Genomic DNA, 17,560 nt, shown 5'->3' with positions numbered 1-17,560 from the left:
AGCTGTGTCGCTCCGCAGCGCAACGCTGCTTTCGCATCATCAGGCATGGGACTTCAGGCCGCTTGTCCTACGCTGGGGGAGCATGCCTTGGCCGGCGCCAATTGTCCGAGCCTCATTATCCGATACATCTGGGATCGCGCGAGCGGTGCGCTTCGTCGAGCCGATGCGAAGTTGATCGTCGCATCAATACGTGTCACGGTGCGCAGCCTCTGTTCCGTGCGCGCCAGATGCGCGTTGAATGTCTCCCGCATCTGCGCGGCAGTTTCGCCTGTGTCAGGCAAACGCTGGAAGTCGAGAATCGTGGTGACGTAAGGGAGAGAGATCCAGGCCGCCAAACTGAGCGACGCAGAGCACTCACTCTAGCAGTTCAAATCTCGCAGAAACGCCTGCAGCTTCGGCCGATGGCGCCACCCACACATCGAACACGCCGGGCTCCACGGTTGGCTGCAATGCCTGGCCGATAAACAACAGGTCCTCACGGCGCAGCACGAACTCCACCGCCACGCTGCCGCCTGCCGGCACTGCAAGCTTGCGAAAATCCTTCAGCTCGCGCACCGGGCGGGTGACGCTGGCGCTGCGGTCGCGGATGTAGAGCTGCGCCACTTCTTCCGCATCGCGCGTGCCGCGGTTGTGGATGCGCGCGCTGATGCGCAGGCTGCCGGTCGCCGTCATCCGCGTATCGCTCAAGCGCAGCTCGCCGTATTCGATGCGGCCATAGGTCAACCCGTGGCCGAAGGGGAACAGTGCGGTGTTGGGCACCGTTCGGTAGTGCGTTTTATACGGCTCCAGCACATCCGGCTGCGGATTGGGGCGGCCGCTGGAGGTGTGTGCGTAGAAGTAGGGCACCTGGCCTGCCGCGTGCGGAAAACTCACCGGCAAGCGGCCCGATGGCGCACGCGTGCCAAACAGGATGTCGGCTACCGCAGCGCTCGCCTCCGAACCCAGGAACCAGCTGACCAGGATCGACGCGCATGCGAGCACCGGCCCCTCCAGCGCGAGTGCACGGCCGGTGCTCAGCAGCACCACGACCGGCGTGCCGGTGGCGATCACGGCCGCCAGCAATTGCTGCTGTACCTCGGGAATGCTGATCTCGGTGCGCGACTGCGCCTCGCCCGAGTAGCTCAAGGGTTCACCGATTGCCAGCAGCGCCACATCGGCATTGCCAGCGGCTGCCACTGCCGCCTGCACCCCGCCCGGCAGCGTTTGATCGAAGCCGCAACCGTCCTCCACGCGCAGTGCAGTGGGGTCGTCCAGCGCGCCCGACAGTGCAGCGGCCAGCGTGTTGCGGTTGTCCTCTTCATCGAACAGGCTCCACGGCCCGGCGTGATTGAGCCAATCGCGCGCCATTGGCCCGATCAACGCAATGCGCTGGCCGCTGCGTCGCAATGGCAACAGCTCGCCGTCGTTCTTCAGCAACACCACCGATTTGCATGCGGCTTCGCGCGCCAGTGCCAGGGTCTCGGCGCGGCGCTGACGCGACTGCGCGAGCCTGGGCCGGATGCGCCGGAACGGATCGTCGAACAGCCCCAACGCCGCCTTGAACGTCAGCACGCGGCGCACCGAGGCATCCAGCCGTGCCATCGGCACCTCGCCTGCGGCAACCAGGGCAGGCAGGTAGCGCAGATACAGGCCGCTTTCCATGCTGATGTCCACCCCGGCCATGAAGGCCAGCCTGGCCGCCTCGCGGTCGTCGGCTGCAACGCCGTGCGCAACCAGTTCCTGGTCGGCGCTGAAGTCGGACACGACCAAGCCTGGGTAGTTCCACTCCTGCCGCAGCACGCCATCCAGCAACCACACGTTGGCCGTTGCCGGAATGCCCGACAGTTCGTTGAATGCCGCCATGGTCGTGACCGCACCGGCAGCGAAGGCGGCCTGAAACGGCGGGAAATAGACCTCGCGCAGCGTCCGCTCGGAGACATCTACACGGTTGTAATCCAGCCCTCCTTCGGCCGCGCCGTAGGCGGCGAAATGCTTGGGACAGGCTGCCATCGCATCGGGATTTGCCAATCCTGCATCGCCCTGGAAGCCGCGCACCCGCGCCTGTGCGAACAGCCGCGCCAGCAGCACGTCTTCGCCAGCGCCCTCGACGCCACGGCCCCAGCGTGCATCGCGGGCGATGTCCACCATCGGCGCGAAGGTCCAGTCCAGACCCACCGCACTGGCCTCCATGGCCGCTGAGCGCGCCGTGCGCCGTGCCAGGTCTGGCTCGAAGCTGGCCGCTTCGGCCAATGGCACGGGGAAGACGGTGGTATAGCCATGGATCACATCGGCGGCGAACAGCAACGGAATGCGCAGCCGGCTTTGCAGCGCTGCCTTCTGCAGTTGCTGGTGCCAGCGCACGTTGGAGCCATTGAAGACCCCGGTCAGCCGCCCGGCCCGGGCCGCAGCCAGCTGATCGTCCCCATCGGCAGAGCGTGCAAGCGGGTTGGCGACGATCGCCTTGCCATCCTGCTGCGCCGAGCTGAACAGGCTGAGCTGGCCAGCTTTTTCTTCCACGCTCATGCGCGCGATCAGTGCGTCGATGAAAGCAGGCGTGCGCACCGCCCCGGACGGCAGCGCCCAGCCGGTGGGAATGCGCGCGAGCAGGCCTAGCGCGGCGGCGCCACCCAGCAGCTGGCGCCGCGTCGTGCGTGGAGACATGTGAGGATTCTTGGGTGGAGTGTGTGTGCACGCTACAGGATGGGCGACCCCGGTAACCAGACTGCTTTCGCTTTCCGCGCGGTGACAACGCAGAGGCCTGCAGATCGATCACGAACCGATCATGCACGTCGGTGTCGTGCACGCGCGCTGGATGGACGTGCGGTAGCGCAATACGCCTAGATGTCTACCAGTGACGAAAATGAAACGGACCCAGTGCATTCGATGCACTGAGCCCTGTCGTACCCCATCAATTGTCGGTTGCGTTGTGCATTGCAGGCACATCGCCCCGCGTTCGTCAGTCCGCCATCACCTTGTCTGGCGTCATCGGGGTACTGCGGATGCGCTTGCCGGTGGCATGGAAGATCGCATTGCAGATCGCTGCCGAGACACCGATCAGGCCGATTTCGCCAACGCCTTTTGCGCCCAGGCTGCTGACGATGCGGTCGTCCTCGTCGGCGAAGATCACATCGATGTCGTGGATGTCGGCATTGGCCGAGACGTGGTACATCGCAAAATCGTGATTCATGAAGCGGCCGAAGCGGTGATCGGACTGGGTGTGCTCGTGCAGCGCCTGGCCGATGCCCCAGACCACGCCGCCCACAATCTGGCTGCGCGCAGTGATCGGGTTGAGGATGCGACCGGCCGCAATCGCACTGACCACGCGGGTTACCCGCACCGTGCCCAGCTCTTCGTCAACGCGCACTTCCACGAACACCGCGCCATGGGTGGCACGGGTGTAGTTGCGCTGCTTGAACACATTGGGCAACAGCAGGAACTTGTCTTCGATCTGTTCCAGCTGAGCGGCACGCAACAGCTCGGGCAAGGCGATGGTGGTGCCGGCATCGGCGCGCAATGCCAGCGTGCCATCGGCGAAGACCACCTCGTCCAGCTTGGCCTTGGTAAAGCGCGAATTCGGTAACGCCTGGGCCAGCCGCAGCAGCCGTGCGCGCAGTTTCCCGCATGCACCATCCACCGCCGAACCTACCGTGGTCACATGCGACGAGCCGCCTTCGATCGGTGCGACCGGCAAGGTGGAATCGCCCAACTGAAAGGTGACCTGCTCCATCGGCAGGCCCAGCGCTTCGGCGGCAATCATCGCCATCACCGTGTAGGTGCCGGTGCCGATATCGCTGGCGGCGCTGCTCACCACCAGACGCCCGTCGGCATGCAGCACCGCGTGGGCACGCGCAAACATCTGCATCGCATCCCATTGCCCGGTGGCCATGCCCCAGCCAACCCATTCGCGCCCCTCCTTGCGCGCGCGCGGCTGCAGCGGCCGCTGTGCCCAGCCGAAGCGCTCTGCGCCTTGCTGGTAACACTCGCGCAACGCCTTGCTGGAATAGGGCTTGTCGTCGGCGGGATTGACCTCGGCATAATTCTTCAAGCGCAAGGCAAGCGGATCCATGCCGATCTCGTAGGACAGCTCGTCCATCGCCACTTCCAGCGCATGCACGCCGTGTGCAGCGCCGGGCGCGCGCATATCGATGGGGGTGTACTGATCCAGGCTCACCAGGTTGTAGCCCAGGTGCACGTTGTCGCAGGCGTACAGCTGCCCGCTCCAGTTGACCACCACCTCCACGTAATCCTCGATGCGCGACGTTTCGGCGATGGCTTCATGCCAGATCGCGCGCAGCGTGCCGTCGCGATCGGCACCGAGCTTGAGCCGTTGCACCGTTTCCGGGCGGTGGCCGAAGGTGAACATCTGTTGCCGCGTCAGCACCACACGCACCGAGCGATCCAGCAGGATCGAGGCCATCACCGCCAGCGCCAACTGGTATTGCGGGCGCAGGCCGGAACCGAACGCACCGCCCACGTACGGGTTGCGCACGGTGACCTTCTGCTTGCTCAGCCCGAACACGTGCGAGACATACCAGCGGCTGTTCTGCGAGCCCTGGGTCTTGTCGTAGATGGTGAAGTGTCCTTGCGCATCGCGGATCACCGTGGAGGCGAACAACTCCATCGGGTTGTGGTGTTCCACCGCGCTGTAATAGTCGGCCTGGATCTGGTGCGCGGCATTGACGAAGGCCGTGTCCGGCTCGCCCTTGTCCTTGGGCGGCGGCGAAAAGCCGGCCTTGAGCGGCTTGGGCTTGTGCATGCGGCCCAGGTTGGCCATCAGGTTGGTGTCGTGCGGCTCGCTGGCGTATTCCACCTGGACCAGATGCGCGGCATGGCGCGCAGCCTCGAAGGTTTCCGCCACCACCAGCGCGATCGGCTGGCCGCTATACAGAATGGCGTTGTCGTACAGCGGCCGGAACGGCGAGCCGGCCGGTGCGGTCATGTCCTTGTAGAACAGGTCCATGCCGCGCATGTGCGGGCGGTTTTCGTGGGTCACGATCTCCAGCACGCCGGGCACCGCGCGTGCGGCCTCCAGGTCGAAGGCGACGATGCGGCCCTTGGCAATGCTGCTGTTGACCACCACCCCATACGCCAGGTCGGGCACCGGCCATTCGGCGGCGTAGCGCGCCTGGCCGGTGACCTTGGCGCGCCCATCGATGCGCGGCATGCCGGTGCCGGTGGGGCGGTGCCCGGTGCCGGGGTCGGCGACCGGTGCAATGAGCTCGTCGGGGCGTGCGTTCATGGGGAGTCCTCCAGCGCGCTGGTGCGCCCGCGGTTATCGATGGTGCCTTCGCGCGCGACGTCGAGTGCGCGCACGATCGTGCGGTGTGCCAGCGGAATCTTGAAGGCGTTCTCGCCTTGCGATTGCGCGCCCTGTAGCAGTGCATCGGCCAGTTGCGCAAAGGTGTGCGGCGTCGCCGGCATGCCAACTACGTGCGCTTCGGCCTCCGGCAGGCGCCAGGGCTTGTGCGCCACGCCACCCAGCGCCACGCGCACGGCGCGGATGCTGCCGTCGTCGGCAAGCTCCAGCGCCGCGGCGACCGATGCCAGCGCAAAGGCGTAGGACAGCCGCTCGCGAATCTTGAGGTAGGCACTATGCGCCACGAGGCGCTGCGCATCCGGCAGATCGATATGCACGATGAGTTCGTCCGGCTGCAGCGTGCTGTCGAGCTCTGGGTGCTCGCCAGGCAGGCGATGGAAATCGGCAAAGGCGATGTCGCGCGCGCCATTGGAGCCTTGCACGTGTACCACCGCATCCAGCGCCGCCAGCGCCACGCACATGTCGGAAGGATGCGTGGCAATGCAGTGCGCACTGGCGCCCAGGATGGCGTGGTATTTGGTCAGGCCGCCAATCGCCGAACAGCCGGTGCCGGGCGCACGCTTGTTGCACGGCGTGGCGCGGTCGTAGAAATACACGCAGCGGGTGCGCTGCAGCAGGTTGCCGCCATTGCTGGCCATGTTGCGGATCTGTGGCGAGGCACCGGCCAAAATCGCCGCGCTCAGCAACGGGTAGCGTGCCTCAACCTCGGGGTGATAGGCGGTGTCGGCATTGCGTGCGAGTGCACCCAGACGCAGACCGCCCGCATCGTTGGTGGTGATCTCGCCCAATGGCAGGCGGTTGATGTCCACCAGCTGGCTGGGCCGCATCAGCTGCAGCTTCATCAAGTCAGTGAGGTTGGTGCCGCCGGCGATCAGGCGTACCGGCGCTTCGGACGGGACTGGCTGCGGATCAGTGCCGCGCGTGGCGATCGCGCCGACTGCCGCGTCCACGCTCTCCGGGCGTGCGTAGCTGAGCGGAATCATGCCGGCACCGTCCCTGGGGTCCACGGGGTGTCGGCCGACTCGCTGCTGTCCGAGGGTGTGCCCAATACTTCCATCACCGCATCGGTAATTTGTGGATAGGCGCCACAGCGGCAGATGTTGCCGCTCATCAATTCGCGCACCTGATCACGATCGTGCACCTGGCCTTCGTTGATCAGGCCCACCGCCGAACACAACTGCCCGGGCGTGCAATAGCCGCACTGAAATGCATCGTGGGCAATGAAGGCGCGTTGCAGCGGATGCAGCTGTTCGCCTTCTGCCAGGCCTTCGACGGTGGTGATGTCCGCACCGTCCTGCATCACCGCCAGGGTGAGGCAGCTGTTGATGCGACGGCCATCGACCAATACCGTGCAGGCGCCGCATTGACCGTGGTCGCAGCCCTTCTTGGTGCCGGTGAGATCGAGACGATCACGCAGCAGGTCGAGCAGGCTGACCCAGGCTTCGAGCTGCAATTGATAAGGCTGACCATTGATGCGCAGCGCCACCGGGTAGGTGGGCGCAACAGTGGTGGCGGTGGCCGGTGCCGTGTCACGGGCTGCGGCGGGAGTGCTATTCATGCGAGCCCCGTGGCGATGGCTGAGAGGGCCTTCACCTTGACCGCGCGGCGGTCAACGCAGGGTGTACGCAATGCGGTGGTGGTGTTCACATCGATGCGATGTTTGACGCTGAACTGTGCAACGCAACGTGCAACTGGTGGCAGGCCGAGCTCGCCGTTTGCATTGCACATGAAAGAGACTGGAACTGAATTCGTCAGCTGCGCGGTGTTGCGCTCCACGCCAATCGCACGGCGTGCGACAGCGGTCTCGGTATCCTGTGCAGATGATGACGAGGTTGCAATGAGCCGGCGCGGTGGCAGCGCCAATCTTCCGCTGCATGGTGGGCGTGTGCCGCGCTGGTTGGGCGAGCGGATGACGCGCCTGGGCACGGTGATGTGCGAGGCCATCGTGCACACCTATGGGCGCGAAGAATTGTTGCGGCGGCTTGCGCATCCGTTCTGGTTCCAGTCCTTCGGCGCGGTGATGGGGATGGACTGGCATTCCTCCGGCATCACCACCAGCGTGATGGGCGCACTCAAGCGTGGGCTGACGCCGTTGTCCGGCGAGCTGGGCATTCATGTCTGCGGTGGGCGTGGGCGGTATTCGCGCGCAACGCCTGCCGAGTTGCTGGCAGTGGGCGATGGCGTGGGGCTGGATGGCGCTGCGTTGGCGCGTGCCAGCCGCCTGGTTGCCAAGGTGGACAGCGCCGCGGTGCAGGATGGTTTTGATCTGTATCTGCACAGTTTTGTCGTCAGCGACGAGGGGCGCTGGGTGGTGGTGCAGCAAGGCATGAACGGGCAACGCAAGCAGGCGCGCCGCTATCACTGGTTGTCGGAAGGGCTGAGCAGTTTTGTGGATGCGCCGCACGCGGCGATCGATGGGCCGCAGCAGGGCAGCATCGTCAACCTGGCCGACCATCGCGCCGCTGCCGCGCGTGAGGCGCAGGTGGCGTTGTTGCAGACGCTGCCGCCGGATCGCCTTGCCCGCGAATGGCAGCGCATCGACGCCGCGCAGGCGCCGGTTGCGCCTGCTGTAGCGCAAGCACCGGTCACCGGTGACCTGTTTGCAGGCCAGGGCTGGGATCCTGCACGGCAACCGCATCTGAGCATGCCCGACCATCACGACGTGCGCAGCGAGAACGTGATCACCCGCCGGCTGCATGCCAGCCTGGCGGCTGCGGCCGAGTGCGGCCCCGCCGATTTCACCGCGCTGTTGCAGGTGCCGGGCGTGGGTGCGCGCACCGTGCGCTCGCTGGCGATGGTGGCCGAGGTGTTGCATGGCACACCGTGTCGTTTCAGTGACCCGGCGCGGTTTTCGCTTGCCCACGGCGGCAAGGATCGGCATCCGTTTCCGGTGCCCACGCGGGTGTTCGATCACACCATCGGTGTGCTCAAGCAGGCGATGCAGCAGGCCCGGCTTGGCAACGAGGAGCGGCTGCAGGCGATTGCGCGGCTGGATGCGCAGGCACGTCGGCTGGAAGCCAGCGTGCGCGGTCCTTCGGTGGAAGCGTATATCGCGCAGGAACGCGTGGATGCGCACCGCTATGGCGGGCGCAGCGTGTTCGGTTGGGAGCCGCCGGTTGAGGATCATCAATCGCTTGCATCGCAGGCGCAGCGCAAGGCAGGCCAATGAGCGCGCAACTGCGCCGTGGCAAGGTGGCCATCAACGGCCGCTGCTTCACCTATGTGTTCCCTTGCCAGTGGGAAGACCATTGCAAGATCGGCTTTTCGCGCGACCCATTGGGCCGCATCAGCAGCCTGCATCCGCGCTGGTTTGCGTTCTTCGACCTGGAGCGCGGCGTGCTGGTGGAAGCCGAGCGCGAACGCGACGCGCGGGATCTGGAGCTGCAACTGCGCCGGCCCTTAGGTGAGCACAACGCACCGGCGCCGATGGCGATTCGCAGCGCGGCGGGCGGGCACACCGAATGGTTTCGCGGTGTGGGGCAGGCACTCGAGGTGGCAGTGGCGCAGCTGGAACAGCAGGGGTATCGCGTGTTCGGGCTACAGGCGTGGCTGCAGGCGGCAATGGCCCAGCGGATCGATCGCCTGTACGACTGGTCGCTGTTGCAGTTGAGCCAGGAGGAACTCGACGGCGTCACCGGGCCCACCGCAACGCAACAGATGCTGCGCGACGTGCTGGATGGCTACCGCGCATTGGAGCTGCCACTGCAGGCGCATCTGCCCGCCGTGATCTGGGACTGGTACTGCCGCAGCGCATAGCAAAGTGCATTGCCACCGCCTTGACGTGTGCAGCGACAGCATCGGCGCAACCGATGAGGAGACGCGCGCATGCAGTACGCAACGCTGGAATTGAGCAACGCATTCAAGGTGCTGTTTTCGCTACGCCAGGTGCAGGCGGCAGAAATGGTGATTGCACCGGGTGATTGCGAAGGTGGCCCGGACAATCGCCATCGCGGCGCCGATCAATGGCTGTTCGTGGTGGATGGCGCAGGCGAGGCCATCGTGGATGGCCACATGCAGACATTGCAGGCCGGCAGCCTGATCGCGATCGAGCGTGGCCAGGCGCATGAGATTCGCAATACCGGCGACACGCCGCTGAAGACGGTCAACTTCTATCACCCGCCGGCCTACGATGCGCAGGGCGAACCATTGCCGTCAGGCGAAGGCTGATACGCAGCGCGACGCATGCAGGCCGTCAGCGTGTTGTTCAACGGGCTGCTGTTCAATGGCACGTTGTTCAACAGCAAGTGAGTGGGTTGTCGACCATGCGTTGACGTGGCGATTGTTTACATCGGCACGTCACAACGCACCGGGAGCATCCCATGCCAGAAGCCAAGACGCGTCGCGCGGCCGCCCAGGACAAGCGCGAGGGCAAGTCGGCCAGTACCCAGGCCGGCGAGTACGTCAAAGAAGAAATCGAACACGTGCGCGAAGGCAAGCATGGTGCCAAGAGCACCAAGCAGGCAATTGCGATTGGCCTTTCAAAGGCACGCCGCGATGGCGTGGATGCCAAACCGTCCAAGAGCGCGTCCAAGAACACCAAGAAGAAGGCGGCGCAGGACAGCAAGGCGGCCAAGAAGACCACCGCCAGGACGGCAAAGAAGACCGCCAGCAAAACGACCAGGAAGACGGCGAAAAAGGCCACCAAGAAAGCCACCAAGAAGACGACGAAACAGGCGGCCAAGAAAGCCACCAAGAAGACCTCGCCTGCGCGGTCGGCAGGCGCCAAGAAGGCCTTGAAGACCGCCAGCAAGAAGACCACTGCCAAGCAGGTTGCCGGCACCCAGGCGTTGTCGCGCCAGGCCAAGAGTGCAGCGGCCAAGCGCAGTTCCAGCAGCCGCTCGGCAGCGGCCAAAAAGGCCGCCAAGACCAAGGGCCCTGGCGTGCGCAAGGCAGCCGCCAAGAAAGCGGCGACGACGCGGAAGCGGTCGGCGAGCAAGCGCGAGAGCTGATCGGTTCTGCTGCCACTTTGTGCGCCCCGACGAGAGTGCGGGGCGCCTGGCGACGCGCACTGTTCCGCGGCCCAAGCTTCTTGAAGGTGAACCTGCGCCGCGCCCTTAGCGGTCGTCTGGCGCAGGTTCGGGCCCGGCTCCGGGTGCCAGTACAGGCGTTACAACTCCCTCACGCCACAGCCACACGTCCGGCAGCTGAGCGGCTCAGGTCGGCGATCTCGCCTGTTGCGACGGTTTGGTGTACAAATGTACACCTTGTTCCGTGGCTGGTCTTCCCGATGGATGGTCTCTCTCCCAAGCGCGCCGCCGTGCTGGCGTTCCTGCAGCAGCAGGCCCAGGCCGGCCTGGCACCCAGTCTGGCCGAGATCGCGCAGGCGTTCGGGTTCGCCTCGCGCAATGCGGCGCAAAAGCATGTGCAGGCCCTGGCCGAGGCGGGGTTGATCGAGCTGGTGCCCAACCGCAAGCGCGGCATCCGCGTACCGGGCGGGGCCGGGCCGGATGCGCTGCTGGCGCTGCCCGTGCTGGGCCGGGTGGCGGCCGGTGTGCCGATCGGTGCGGACATCGGCCTGGACCGGCAGCTCTGGCTGGACCGCAGCCTGTTCGCGCTGCGGCCGGACTACCTGCTGCAGGTGCAGGGCGATTCGATGATCGACGACGGCATCCTGGAAGGCGACCTGGTCGGCGTGCAGCGCAGCAGCGACGCGCGCAATGGCCAGATCGTGGTGGCGCGCGTGGATGGCGAGATCACCATCAAACGGCTGGAGCGCAGCGCCGACGCCATCCGCCTGCTGCCGCGCAATCCGGCGCATGCGCCGATCGTGGTGGCCGCCGATGCCGACTTCGCGATCGAAGGCGTGTACTGCGGCCTGATCCGGCAGGGCTGAGATGAGCGAACCTGTCCCGCTGCGGCAACACGGCAATGTCGCCCTGGCCATGCCGCTGGATGCCTTGCTGGCGGCGCGCACGGTCTGGCGCGCCGGCCACGGCACGGCCACCGCCAATGGTGGCGAATCCACCGGGCATGCCGCGCTGGATGCGGTACTCCCCGATGGCGGCTGGCCGCGCCGCGCGTTGACCGAGTTGCTGTTGCCCGCCCACGGCATCGGCGAAATCGCATTGCTGCTGCCCACGCTGGCGCGTATGACCGGCGCCGGCAGCCGTGTGGTGCTGGTGGCGCCGCCGTACGTGCCGTATGCGCCGGCCTGGCAGGCGGGTGGGGTGGCCTTGCAGCAGCTGGAGATCGTGCAGGCAGAGCCGCGCGACGCGCTATGGGCCTTCGAACAATGCCTGCGCAGCGGCGCTGGGCTGGCCACAGACCGGTGATGCGCGCGCACTGCGGCGCCTGCAGGTGGCCGCAGACAGCGGCAACTGCTGCGCGTTCGCATTGCGCGATCGTCGGCATGCGGTGAATGCATCGCCGGCGGCGTTGCGGCTGGAATTTCTGCCCGAGCGCGATGCCTGGCAGGTGCGCAAATGCCGCGGCGGCCAGGTGCCGTCGCAGCCGTTGCGTCTGGCGCATTGAGGGCCGCGCATGTTGTGGGCCTGCATTCTATTGCCGCAGCTGGCACTGGACGATGTGCTGCGGCGTCGCGAAGACACCCAGGCGCCGTTGGCGCTGGTGGAAGGGCCAGCGCAGCTGCGCAGCCTGCATGCGGTCAACGCTGCAGCGGCAGCGGCCGGCCTGAAACCGGGCATGCGCCTGTCGGCTGCACACGCGTTGATGGCCGAGGTGCAGACCTGCGATTACGACCCGCAGGCCGAAGCGCGCTGCCAGCGCTTTCTCGCGTCCTGGGCCTACCGGCATAGCTCGCTGGTGAGTCAGCAATGGGGGCGTGCCATCGTGCTGGAGGCGGGCGCCAGCTTCCGCCTGTTCGGGCCATGGCCGCGCTTCGAGCGCCGCCTGCGTGAGGAACTGCAGGCATTGGGTTTTCAGCACCGGCTGGCCTTGGCGCCAACGCCGCGCGCCGCACGTGTGCTGGCCGGCTTGCGCGACGGCATGGCAGTGACCCAGCTGCCCGCGCTACAGGCCTTGCTCGACAAGGTGCCGGTGCGCCGCGCCGCGTTGCCGGGCGATGCCGGCGAGCGCCTGCAGCACATGGGCGTGCGCACATTGGCGGCGTTGCGCGCGCTGCCCAGTGAAGGGGTGCGGCGGCGCTTCGGCGGCGCCTTGCTCGACCATCTGGATCGCCTTTACGGCCAGGCCGACGACCCGCTGGAGTGCTACGCGCCACCAGACCATTTCGACCAGCGCGTGGAGCTTGGCTACGAGGTGGAAACACACCCGGCGCTGCTGTTCCCGCTGCGCCGCCTGATCGGTGACCTGTGCACGTATCTGTCGATCCGCGATGGCGGGGTGCAGCGTTTCCTGTTGCGGCTGGAACACGAAGAAGGCGCCACCGATGTCGACGTGGGCCTGCTCACGCCCGAGCGCGCGCCGGCACTGCTGTTCGAGTTGGCGCGCAACCGCCTGGAGCGCGTGGAGATCCCACGGCCGGTGGTGGCGATGCGCCTGCTGGCCAAACAGTTGCCGCCGTTCGTGCCGGCCATGCGCGACCTGTTCGATCAACGTGCGCAGCAGTCGGTGGACTGGCCGCAGCTGCGCGAACGCCTGCGCGCACGACTGGGCGACGACGCGGTGTACCGCGTGCTGCCGGCAGATGACCCGCGCCCGGAGCGCGCCTGGCAGAAGGCCATTGGCGATGACATGCGCGAAGCCGCCGCACCACCGCGCCCACCGCGGCCGACCTGGTTGATGCCGCTCCCGGTGCCGCTGCACGACCCGCATCTGCGCATCGTTTCCGGCCCGGAACGGCTGGAAAGCGGCTGGTGGGACGATGCCGAAGCGCGCCGCGACTACTACGTGGTGGAAACCTCGCGTGGCCGGCGCGCCTGGGTGTTCGCATCGCCCGGTCGCACCGATGGCTGGATGCTGCACGGGTGGTTCGCATGAGATGGCCTGCGCCCAGACGGCGTGTGTGTGGGGATGCGCGCGTCGGTCAGCATTGCGAAACGGCAGGTCGCTTGGCGCGCATCACGCCAGCCTGCGCTATCTCCCCGCAGCCAACGGCGGCCACTGCGCCGCAAACGCTTGTCCAACGGCCGGCGGCACCCAGCAACGCACCCGCGCATGCACATCCCGAACAGCGCCCGCAGCGTGATCGCGGCCACGCCACTGCGCCATCGAGGCTGCCTGGTGATCTGCTGCCACAGTGCCGGCCTGTGTGGTGGCAGCGTGGCGCCACGTGTAGCCAGCCATGAGTTGGGACGATGCCATCGATGGCGTGGATCGCGACACGCCCGGCGGGCGCATGCCGCGCGGCTGGACGGTTGCCGCGCGGCTGCGTGCGGCCAACGACGACATCACCCATGCTGCAGTGGCCGATACGCTGCCGGCGTATGCCGAGCTGCACTGCCTGTCGGATTTTTCGTTCCTGCGTGGGGCCTCCAGTGCCGAGCAGCTGTTTGCGCGTGCGCACCACTGCGGCTACAGCGCATTGGCCATCACCGACGAATGCTCGCTGGCCGGCATCGTGCGTGGCCTGGAAGCTTCGCGCGCCACCGGCGTGCAGCTGATTGTCGGCAGCGAGTTCACCCTGGTCGATGGCACGCGCTTCGTACTGCTGGTGGAGAACGCGCACGGCTATCCGCAGCTGTGCAGTGTGATCACCACCGGCCGGCGTGCGGCAGGCAAGGGCGCGTACCGGTTGGGGCGTGCCGAGGTGGAAGCGCACTTTCGCGATGTGGTCCCGGGCGTCTTTGCACTGTGGCTGCCTGGTGATCAACCGCAGGCCGAGCAGGGCGCCTGGCTGCAGCGCGTGTTTGCAGAGCGCGCATTCCTGGCGGTGGAACTGCATCGTGAGCAGGACGATGCAGCGCGCCTGCAGACGTTGCAGTTGCTGGCCCAGCAGCTGGGCATGAGCGCGCTGGCCAGCGGCGATGTGCACATGGCGCAGCGGCGCGACCGCATCGTGCAGGACACCTTGACCGCCATCCGCCACACGCTGCCATTGGCCGACTGCGGCGCGCATCTATTTCGCAATGGCGAACGGCACCTGCGCCCGCGGCGTGCGCTGGGCAACATCTATCCGCATGCGTTGTTGCAGGCGTCGGTGGAATTGGCGCAACGCTGCACCTTCGATCTTTCAAAGGTGCAGTACACCTATCCGCGCGAGTTGGTGCCGCAGGGCCATACGCCGGCCAGCTATTTGCGCCAACTCACCGAAGCCGGCATGCGCGAGCGCTGGCCCGAGGGCGCGCCGGCCAATGTGGTGGCGCAGATCGACAGCGAGCTGGAGCTGATCGCCTACAAGGGGTATGAAGCGTTTTTCCTCACCGTGCAGGATGTGGTGCGCTTCGCGCGGGCGCAGGGCATCCTGTGCCAGGGGCGTGGGTCTTCGGCCAATTCGGCGGTGTGCTATGCGCTGGGCATCACCGCGGTCAACCCGAGCGAGACCCGGTTGCTGATGGCGCGGTTCCTGTCCAAGGAGCGCGACGAGCCGCCGGATATCGACGTGGACTTCGAGCACGAGCGGCGCGAAGAAGTGCTGCAATACGTCTACACCAAATATGGCCGCGAACGCGCTGCACTGGCGGCCACGGTGATCTGCTACCGCGGCAAGAGCGCGGTGCGTGATGTCGCCAAGGCGTTCGGCCTGCCGCCGGACCAGATCGCGTTGCTGGCCAATTGCTACGGGTGGGGCAATGGCGACACGCCGATGGAACAGCGCATCGCAGAAGCCGGGTTCGATCTGGCCAACCCGCTGATCAACAAGATTCTTGCAGTCACCGAGCACTTGCGCGATCACCCGCGTCATCTGTCGCAGCACGTTGGCGGGTTCGTGATCTCCGACGAACCGCTGTCGATGCTGGTGCCGGTGGAAAACGCGGCGATGGCCGATCGCACCATCATCCAGTGGGACAAGGACGATCTGGAAACCATGAAGCTGCTCAAGGTCGATTGCCTGGCCTTGGGCATGCTGACCTGCATCCGCAAGACGCTGGATCTGGTGCGCGGTCACCGCGGGCGCGATTACACCATTGCCACGCTGCCGGGCGAGGATGCCGCAACCTACAAGATGATCCAGCGTGCCGATACGGTGGGCGTGTTCCAGATCGAATCACGTGCGCAGATGGCGATGCTGCCGCGGCTCAAGCCACGGGAGTTCTACGACCTGGTGATCGAAGTGGCGATCGTGCGGCCCGGCCCGATCCAGGGCGACATGGTGCACCCGTATCTGCGCCGGCGGCAGGGCTATGAGCCGGTCAGTTTCCCCTCGCCAGGCGTTGAGGAAATCCTGGGCCGCACGCTGGGCATTCCACTGTTTCAGGAGCAGGTGATGGAGCTGGTGATCCATGCCGGCTATACCGACAGCGAGGCCGACCAGCTGCGGCGGTCGATGGCGGCCTGGCGGCGCGGCGGCGACATGGAGCCGCACCGTGTACGCATCCGCGAACTGATGGCCGGGCGCGGCTACGCGCCGGAATTCATCGACCAGATCTTCGAGCAGATCAAAGGCTTCGGTTCGTACGGATTCCCGCAAAGCCACGCCGCCTCGTTCGCCAAACTGGTGTACGCCAGTTGCTGGCTCAAGCGGCACGAACCGGCGGCCTTTGCCTGCGGGCTACTCAATGCGCAGCCGATGGGGTTCTATTCGGCCAGCCAGATCGTGCAGGACGCGCGCCGCGGCAGCCCCGAGCGCCAGCGTGTGGAGGTGTTGCCGGTGGATGTGTTGCACAGCGACTGGGACAACATCCTGGTCGGCGGCCGGCCGTGGCACAGCGATGCCGATCCCGGCGAGCAGCCGGCGATCCGGCTGGGATTGCGCCAGGTCAGCGGCCTGTCCGAGAAAGTGGTCGAGCGCATCGTTGCCGCACGCGCGCAGCGGCCATTTGCCGACATCGGCGACCTGTGCCTGCGCGCGGCACTCGATGAAAAGGCGCGCCTGGCCCTGGCCGAAGCCGGCGCGCTGCAGTCGATGGTGGGCAATCGCAATGCCGCGCGCTGGGCCATGGCCGGGGTGGAGGCGCGCCGGCCGCTGCTGCCCGGCAGCCCGGCCGAACGCGCGGTGGAACTGCCTGCGCCGCGCGCCGGTGAAGAGATCCTGGCCGACTACCGCGCGGTGGGCCTGAGCCTGCGCCAGCATCCGATGGCACTGCTGCGCCCGCAGATGCTGCAGCGGCGCATCCTGGGCCTGCGCGAGTTGCAGGCGCGCCGGCATGGCAGCGGCGTGCATGTGGCCGGGCTGGTCACGCAGCGGCAACGCCCGGCCACCGCCAAGGGCACCATCTTCGTCACCCTCGAAGACGAGCACGGCATGATCAACGTCATCGTCTGGTCGCACCTGGCCATGCGCCGCCGCCGCGCCTTGCTGGAATCGCGCCTGCTGGCGGTGCGCGGCCGCTGGGAACGCGTGGACGGCGTGGAGCACCTCATCGCCGGCGACCTCTACGACCTCAGCGACCTGCTCGGCGAGATGCAGCTGCCGTCGCGGGATTTTCATTGACGGCAGCGGTTTGACCTTCATGCAATGCCGCGTCAACGGGATGGAGGTTTGCGTGATGCCTTGATGCTGTCCACCACTCGCTGTGATGGCCGAAGTATTTCGCATGCCCGGGATTCAACTGGAAGACCTTTTACCGTCGCAGCTTCTCTGTGGCGGGCATTAGCCGTCTGCCGGTGCGGCAGCAGAGTAGCGATCGAAAACTACCTCACCTCCGGCGTGAAGAATGGCGTCGGCCAATGGCATACGCCGCTGGGTCATTCCAGTCGCAGCGGTTCGAACGCGCAGTCCTTGGCTCCGCGCGTGCACGTGTAGAACGGCTCCTGCCCGGGCGCGGGCGGTTGATCCAGCAGCCAGTAAGAAGGGTGCTTGAGAGCGACGATCAGATTGCGTTGCGTCTTAGGTGCCTCATGATCGAAATAGGCCAGATCCACTTCTTCGCCTTGAGGCAGAGAGTAGGTGCAGTTGACCAGCACGCCTTCGCTGCGCGCCGTATCGGTGCGTCTGCCGTAGTACAGCACAGAGGCCAGATGCCGCGGCTTGCGCTTGAAAGCCTGTATCGTGCTGGACCACTCGCCACGTCCCGACCCTACGTCGAGCGCTGCAGTGGCACGGTAGCGTCCTGCCTCGTAGTGAACCGCTGCAGGTGCGGGGCACTGCGCGCCGTGTTCGGTGGGTTCCTGGGCGAAGACGCTGGCCGATGGCAGCGACAGCAGCATGCCAGTAAGAAGTAGCGCTGTTGGAGGACATTGCATGGTTTGACGCCTCTGGCCACATGGCCGTGTTGTGGATTGGAAGGCAATTCCCGGCATCGA

Annotated in this window: 12 protein-coding genes and 1 pseudogene; 8 read left to right on the top strand and 5 right to left on the bottom strand. The window is 66.4% G+C overall.

Going from position 1 to position 17,560, the window contains the following annotated elements; genetic code table 11:
- Positions 1 to 354 precede the first annotated feature (354 nt).
- The 4 genes from ACCQ09_RS15870 to ACCQ09_RS15855 form a co-directional block, all read right to left on the bottom strand.
- A complete protein-coding gene (locus ACCQ09_RS15870; RefSeq protein ID WP_040941669.1) occupies positions 355 to 2,640 on the bottom strand; it encodes a glycoside hydrolase family 3 N-terminal domain-containing protein in 2,286 nt (761 codons plus the stop codon).
- Between the two features lie 295 nt (positions 2,641 to 2,935).
- The gene (locus tag ACCQ09_RS15865) at positions 2,936 to 5,218 is read right to left on the bottom strand and encodes a xanthine dehydrogenase family protein molybdopterin-binding subunit (protein WP_040941668.1); all 2,283 of its coding nucleotides are present in this window, start codon (positions 5,216 to 5,218) and stop codon (positions 2,936 to 2,938) included.
- Positions 5,215 to 6,303 (bottom strand): FAD binding domain-containing protein, encoded by a 1,089-nt coding sequence (locus ACCQ09_RS15860; protein ID WP_040941667.1) that lies wholly within the window; start codon positions 6,301 to 6,303, stop codon positions 5,215 to 5,217. The genes ACCQ09_RS15865 and ACCQ09_RS15860 overlap by 4 nt, the downstream gene beginning before the upstream one ends.
- Positions 6,276 to 6,854, bottom strand: coding sequence for a (2Fe-2S)-binding protein (locus tag ACCQ09_RS15855; protein WP_228428116.1), 579 nt, complete (start codon positions 6,852 to 6,854; stop codon positions 6,276 to 6,278). Before ACCQ09_RS15855 ends, ACCQ09_RS15860 begins: the two co-directional genes overlap by 28 nt.
- A gap of 279 nt (positions 6,855 to 7,133) precedes the next feature.
- Here ACCQ09_RS15855 and ACCQ09_RS15850 point away from each other — a divergent pair, with 279 nt between their 5' ends.
- The 8 genes and pseudogenes from ACCQ09_RS15850 to ACCQ09_RS15815 all read left to right on the top strand — a co-directional run bounded on the left by ACCQ09_RS15850 (position 7,134) and on the right by ACCQ09_RS15815 (position 16,748).
- On the top strand, positions 7,134 to 8,465 hold the full coding sequence (locus ACCQ09_RS15850; RefSeq protein WP_040941664.1) for a DUF763 domain-containing protein: 1,332 nt from the start codon (positions 7,134 to 7,136) through the stop codon (positions 8,463 to 8,465).
- Complete coding sequence (locus tag ACCQ09_RS15845; RefSeq protein WP_040941663.1) at positions 8,462 to 9,052, top strand: GIY-YIG nuclease family protein; 591 nt, start codon at positions 8,462 to 8,464, stop codon at positions 9,050 to 9,052. The genes ACCQ09_RS15850 and ACCQ09_RS15845 overlap by 4 nt, the downstream gene beginning before the upstream one ends.
- A gap of 69 nt (positions 9,053 to 9,121) precedes the next feature.
- A complete protein-coding gene (locus ACCQ09_RS15840) occupies positions 9,122 to 9,463 on the top strand; it encodes a cupin domain-containing protein (protein WP_040941662.1) in 342 nt (113 codons plus the stop codon).
- Positions 9,464 to 9,615: 152 nt separating this feature from the next.
- Positions 9,616 to 10,245 (top strand): hypothetical protein, encoded by a 630-nt coding sequence (locus ACCQ09_RS15835; RefSeq protein ID WP_040941661.1) that lies wholly within the window; start codon positions 9,616 to 9,618, stop codon positions 10,243 to 10,245.
- A 278-nt stretch (positions 10,246 to 10,523) separates the two neighbouring features.
- The gene (gene lexA / locus ACCQ09_RS15830; RefSeq protein ID WP_076036214.1) at positions 10,524 to 11,129 is read left to right on the top strand and encodes a transcriptional repressor LexA; all 606 of its coding nucleotides are present in this window, start codon (positions 10,524 to 10,526) and stop codon (positions 11,127 to 11,129) included.
- A gap of 1 nt (position 11,130) precedes the next feature.
- Positions 11,131 to 11,767: pseudogene (gene imuA / locus ACCQ09_RS15825) on the top strand (translesion DNA synthesis-associated protein ImuA).
- A gap of 9 nt (positions 11,768 to 11,776) precedes the next feature.
- Positions 11,777 to 13,195 carry a Y-family DNA polymerase gene (locus ACCQ09_RS15820; RefSeq protein WP_016944862.1) on the top strand — a complete coding sequence of 473 codons (1,419 nt, stop codon included), beginning with the start codon at positions 11,777 to 11,779 and terminating at the stop codon, positions 13,193 to 13,195.
- A 304-nt stretch (positions 13,196 to 13,499) separates the two neighbouring features.
- On the top strand, positions 13,500 to 16,748 hold the full coding sequence (locus ACCQ09_RS15815; protein ID WP_040941659.1) for an error-prone DNA polymerase: 3,249 nt from the start codon (positions 13,500 to 13,502) through the stop codon (positions 16,746 to 16,748).
- A gap of 254 nt (positions 16,749 to 17,002) precedes the next feature.
- Here the strand turns inward: ACCQ09_RS15815 and ACCQ09_RS15810 are convergent, their stop codons facing one another.
- Positions 17,003 to 17,464 (bottom strand): DUF3757 domain-containing protein, encoded by a 462-nt coding sequence (locus tag ACCQ09_RS15810; RefSeq protein ID WP_014506983.1) that lies wholly within the window; start codon positions 17,462 to 17,464, stop codon positions 17,003 to 17,005.
- Positions 17,465 to 17,560: the final 96 nt, after the last annotated feature.

Source organism: Xanthomonas sp. NCPPB 2586 (genome assembly GCF_041475775.2).
Lineage (GTDB): Bacteria > Pseudomonadota > Gammaproteobacteria > Xanthomonadales > Xanthomonadaceae > Xanthomonas > Xanthomonas campestris.
Note: the sequence above shows the minus strand (reverse complement) of the source record. Positions and strands in the feature narration are given on the sequence as shown.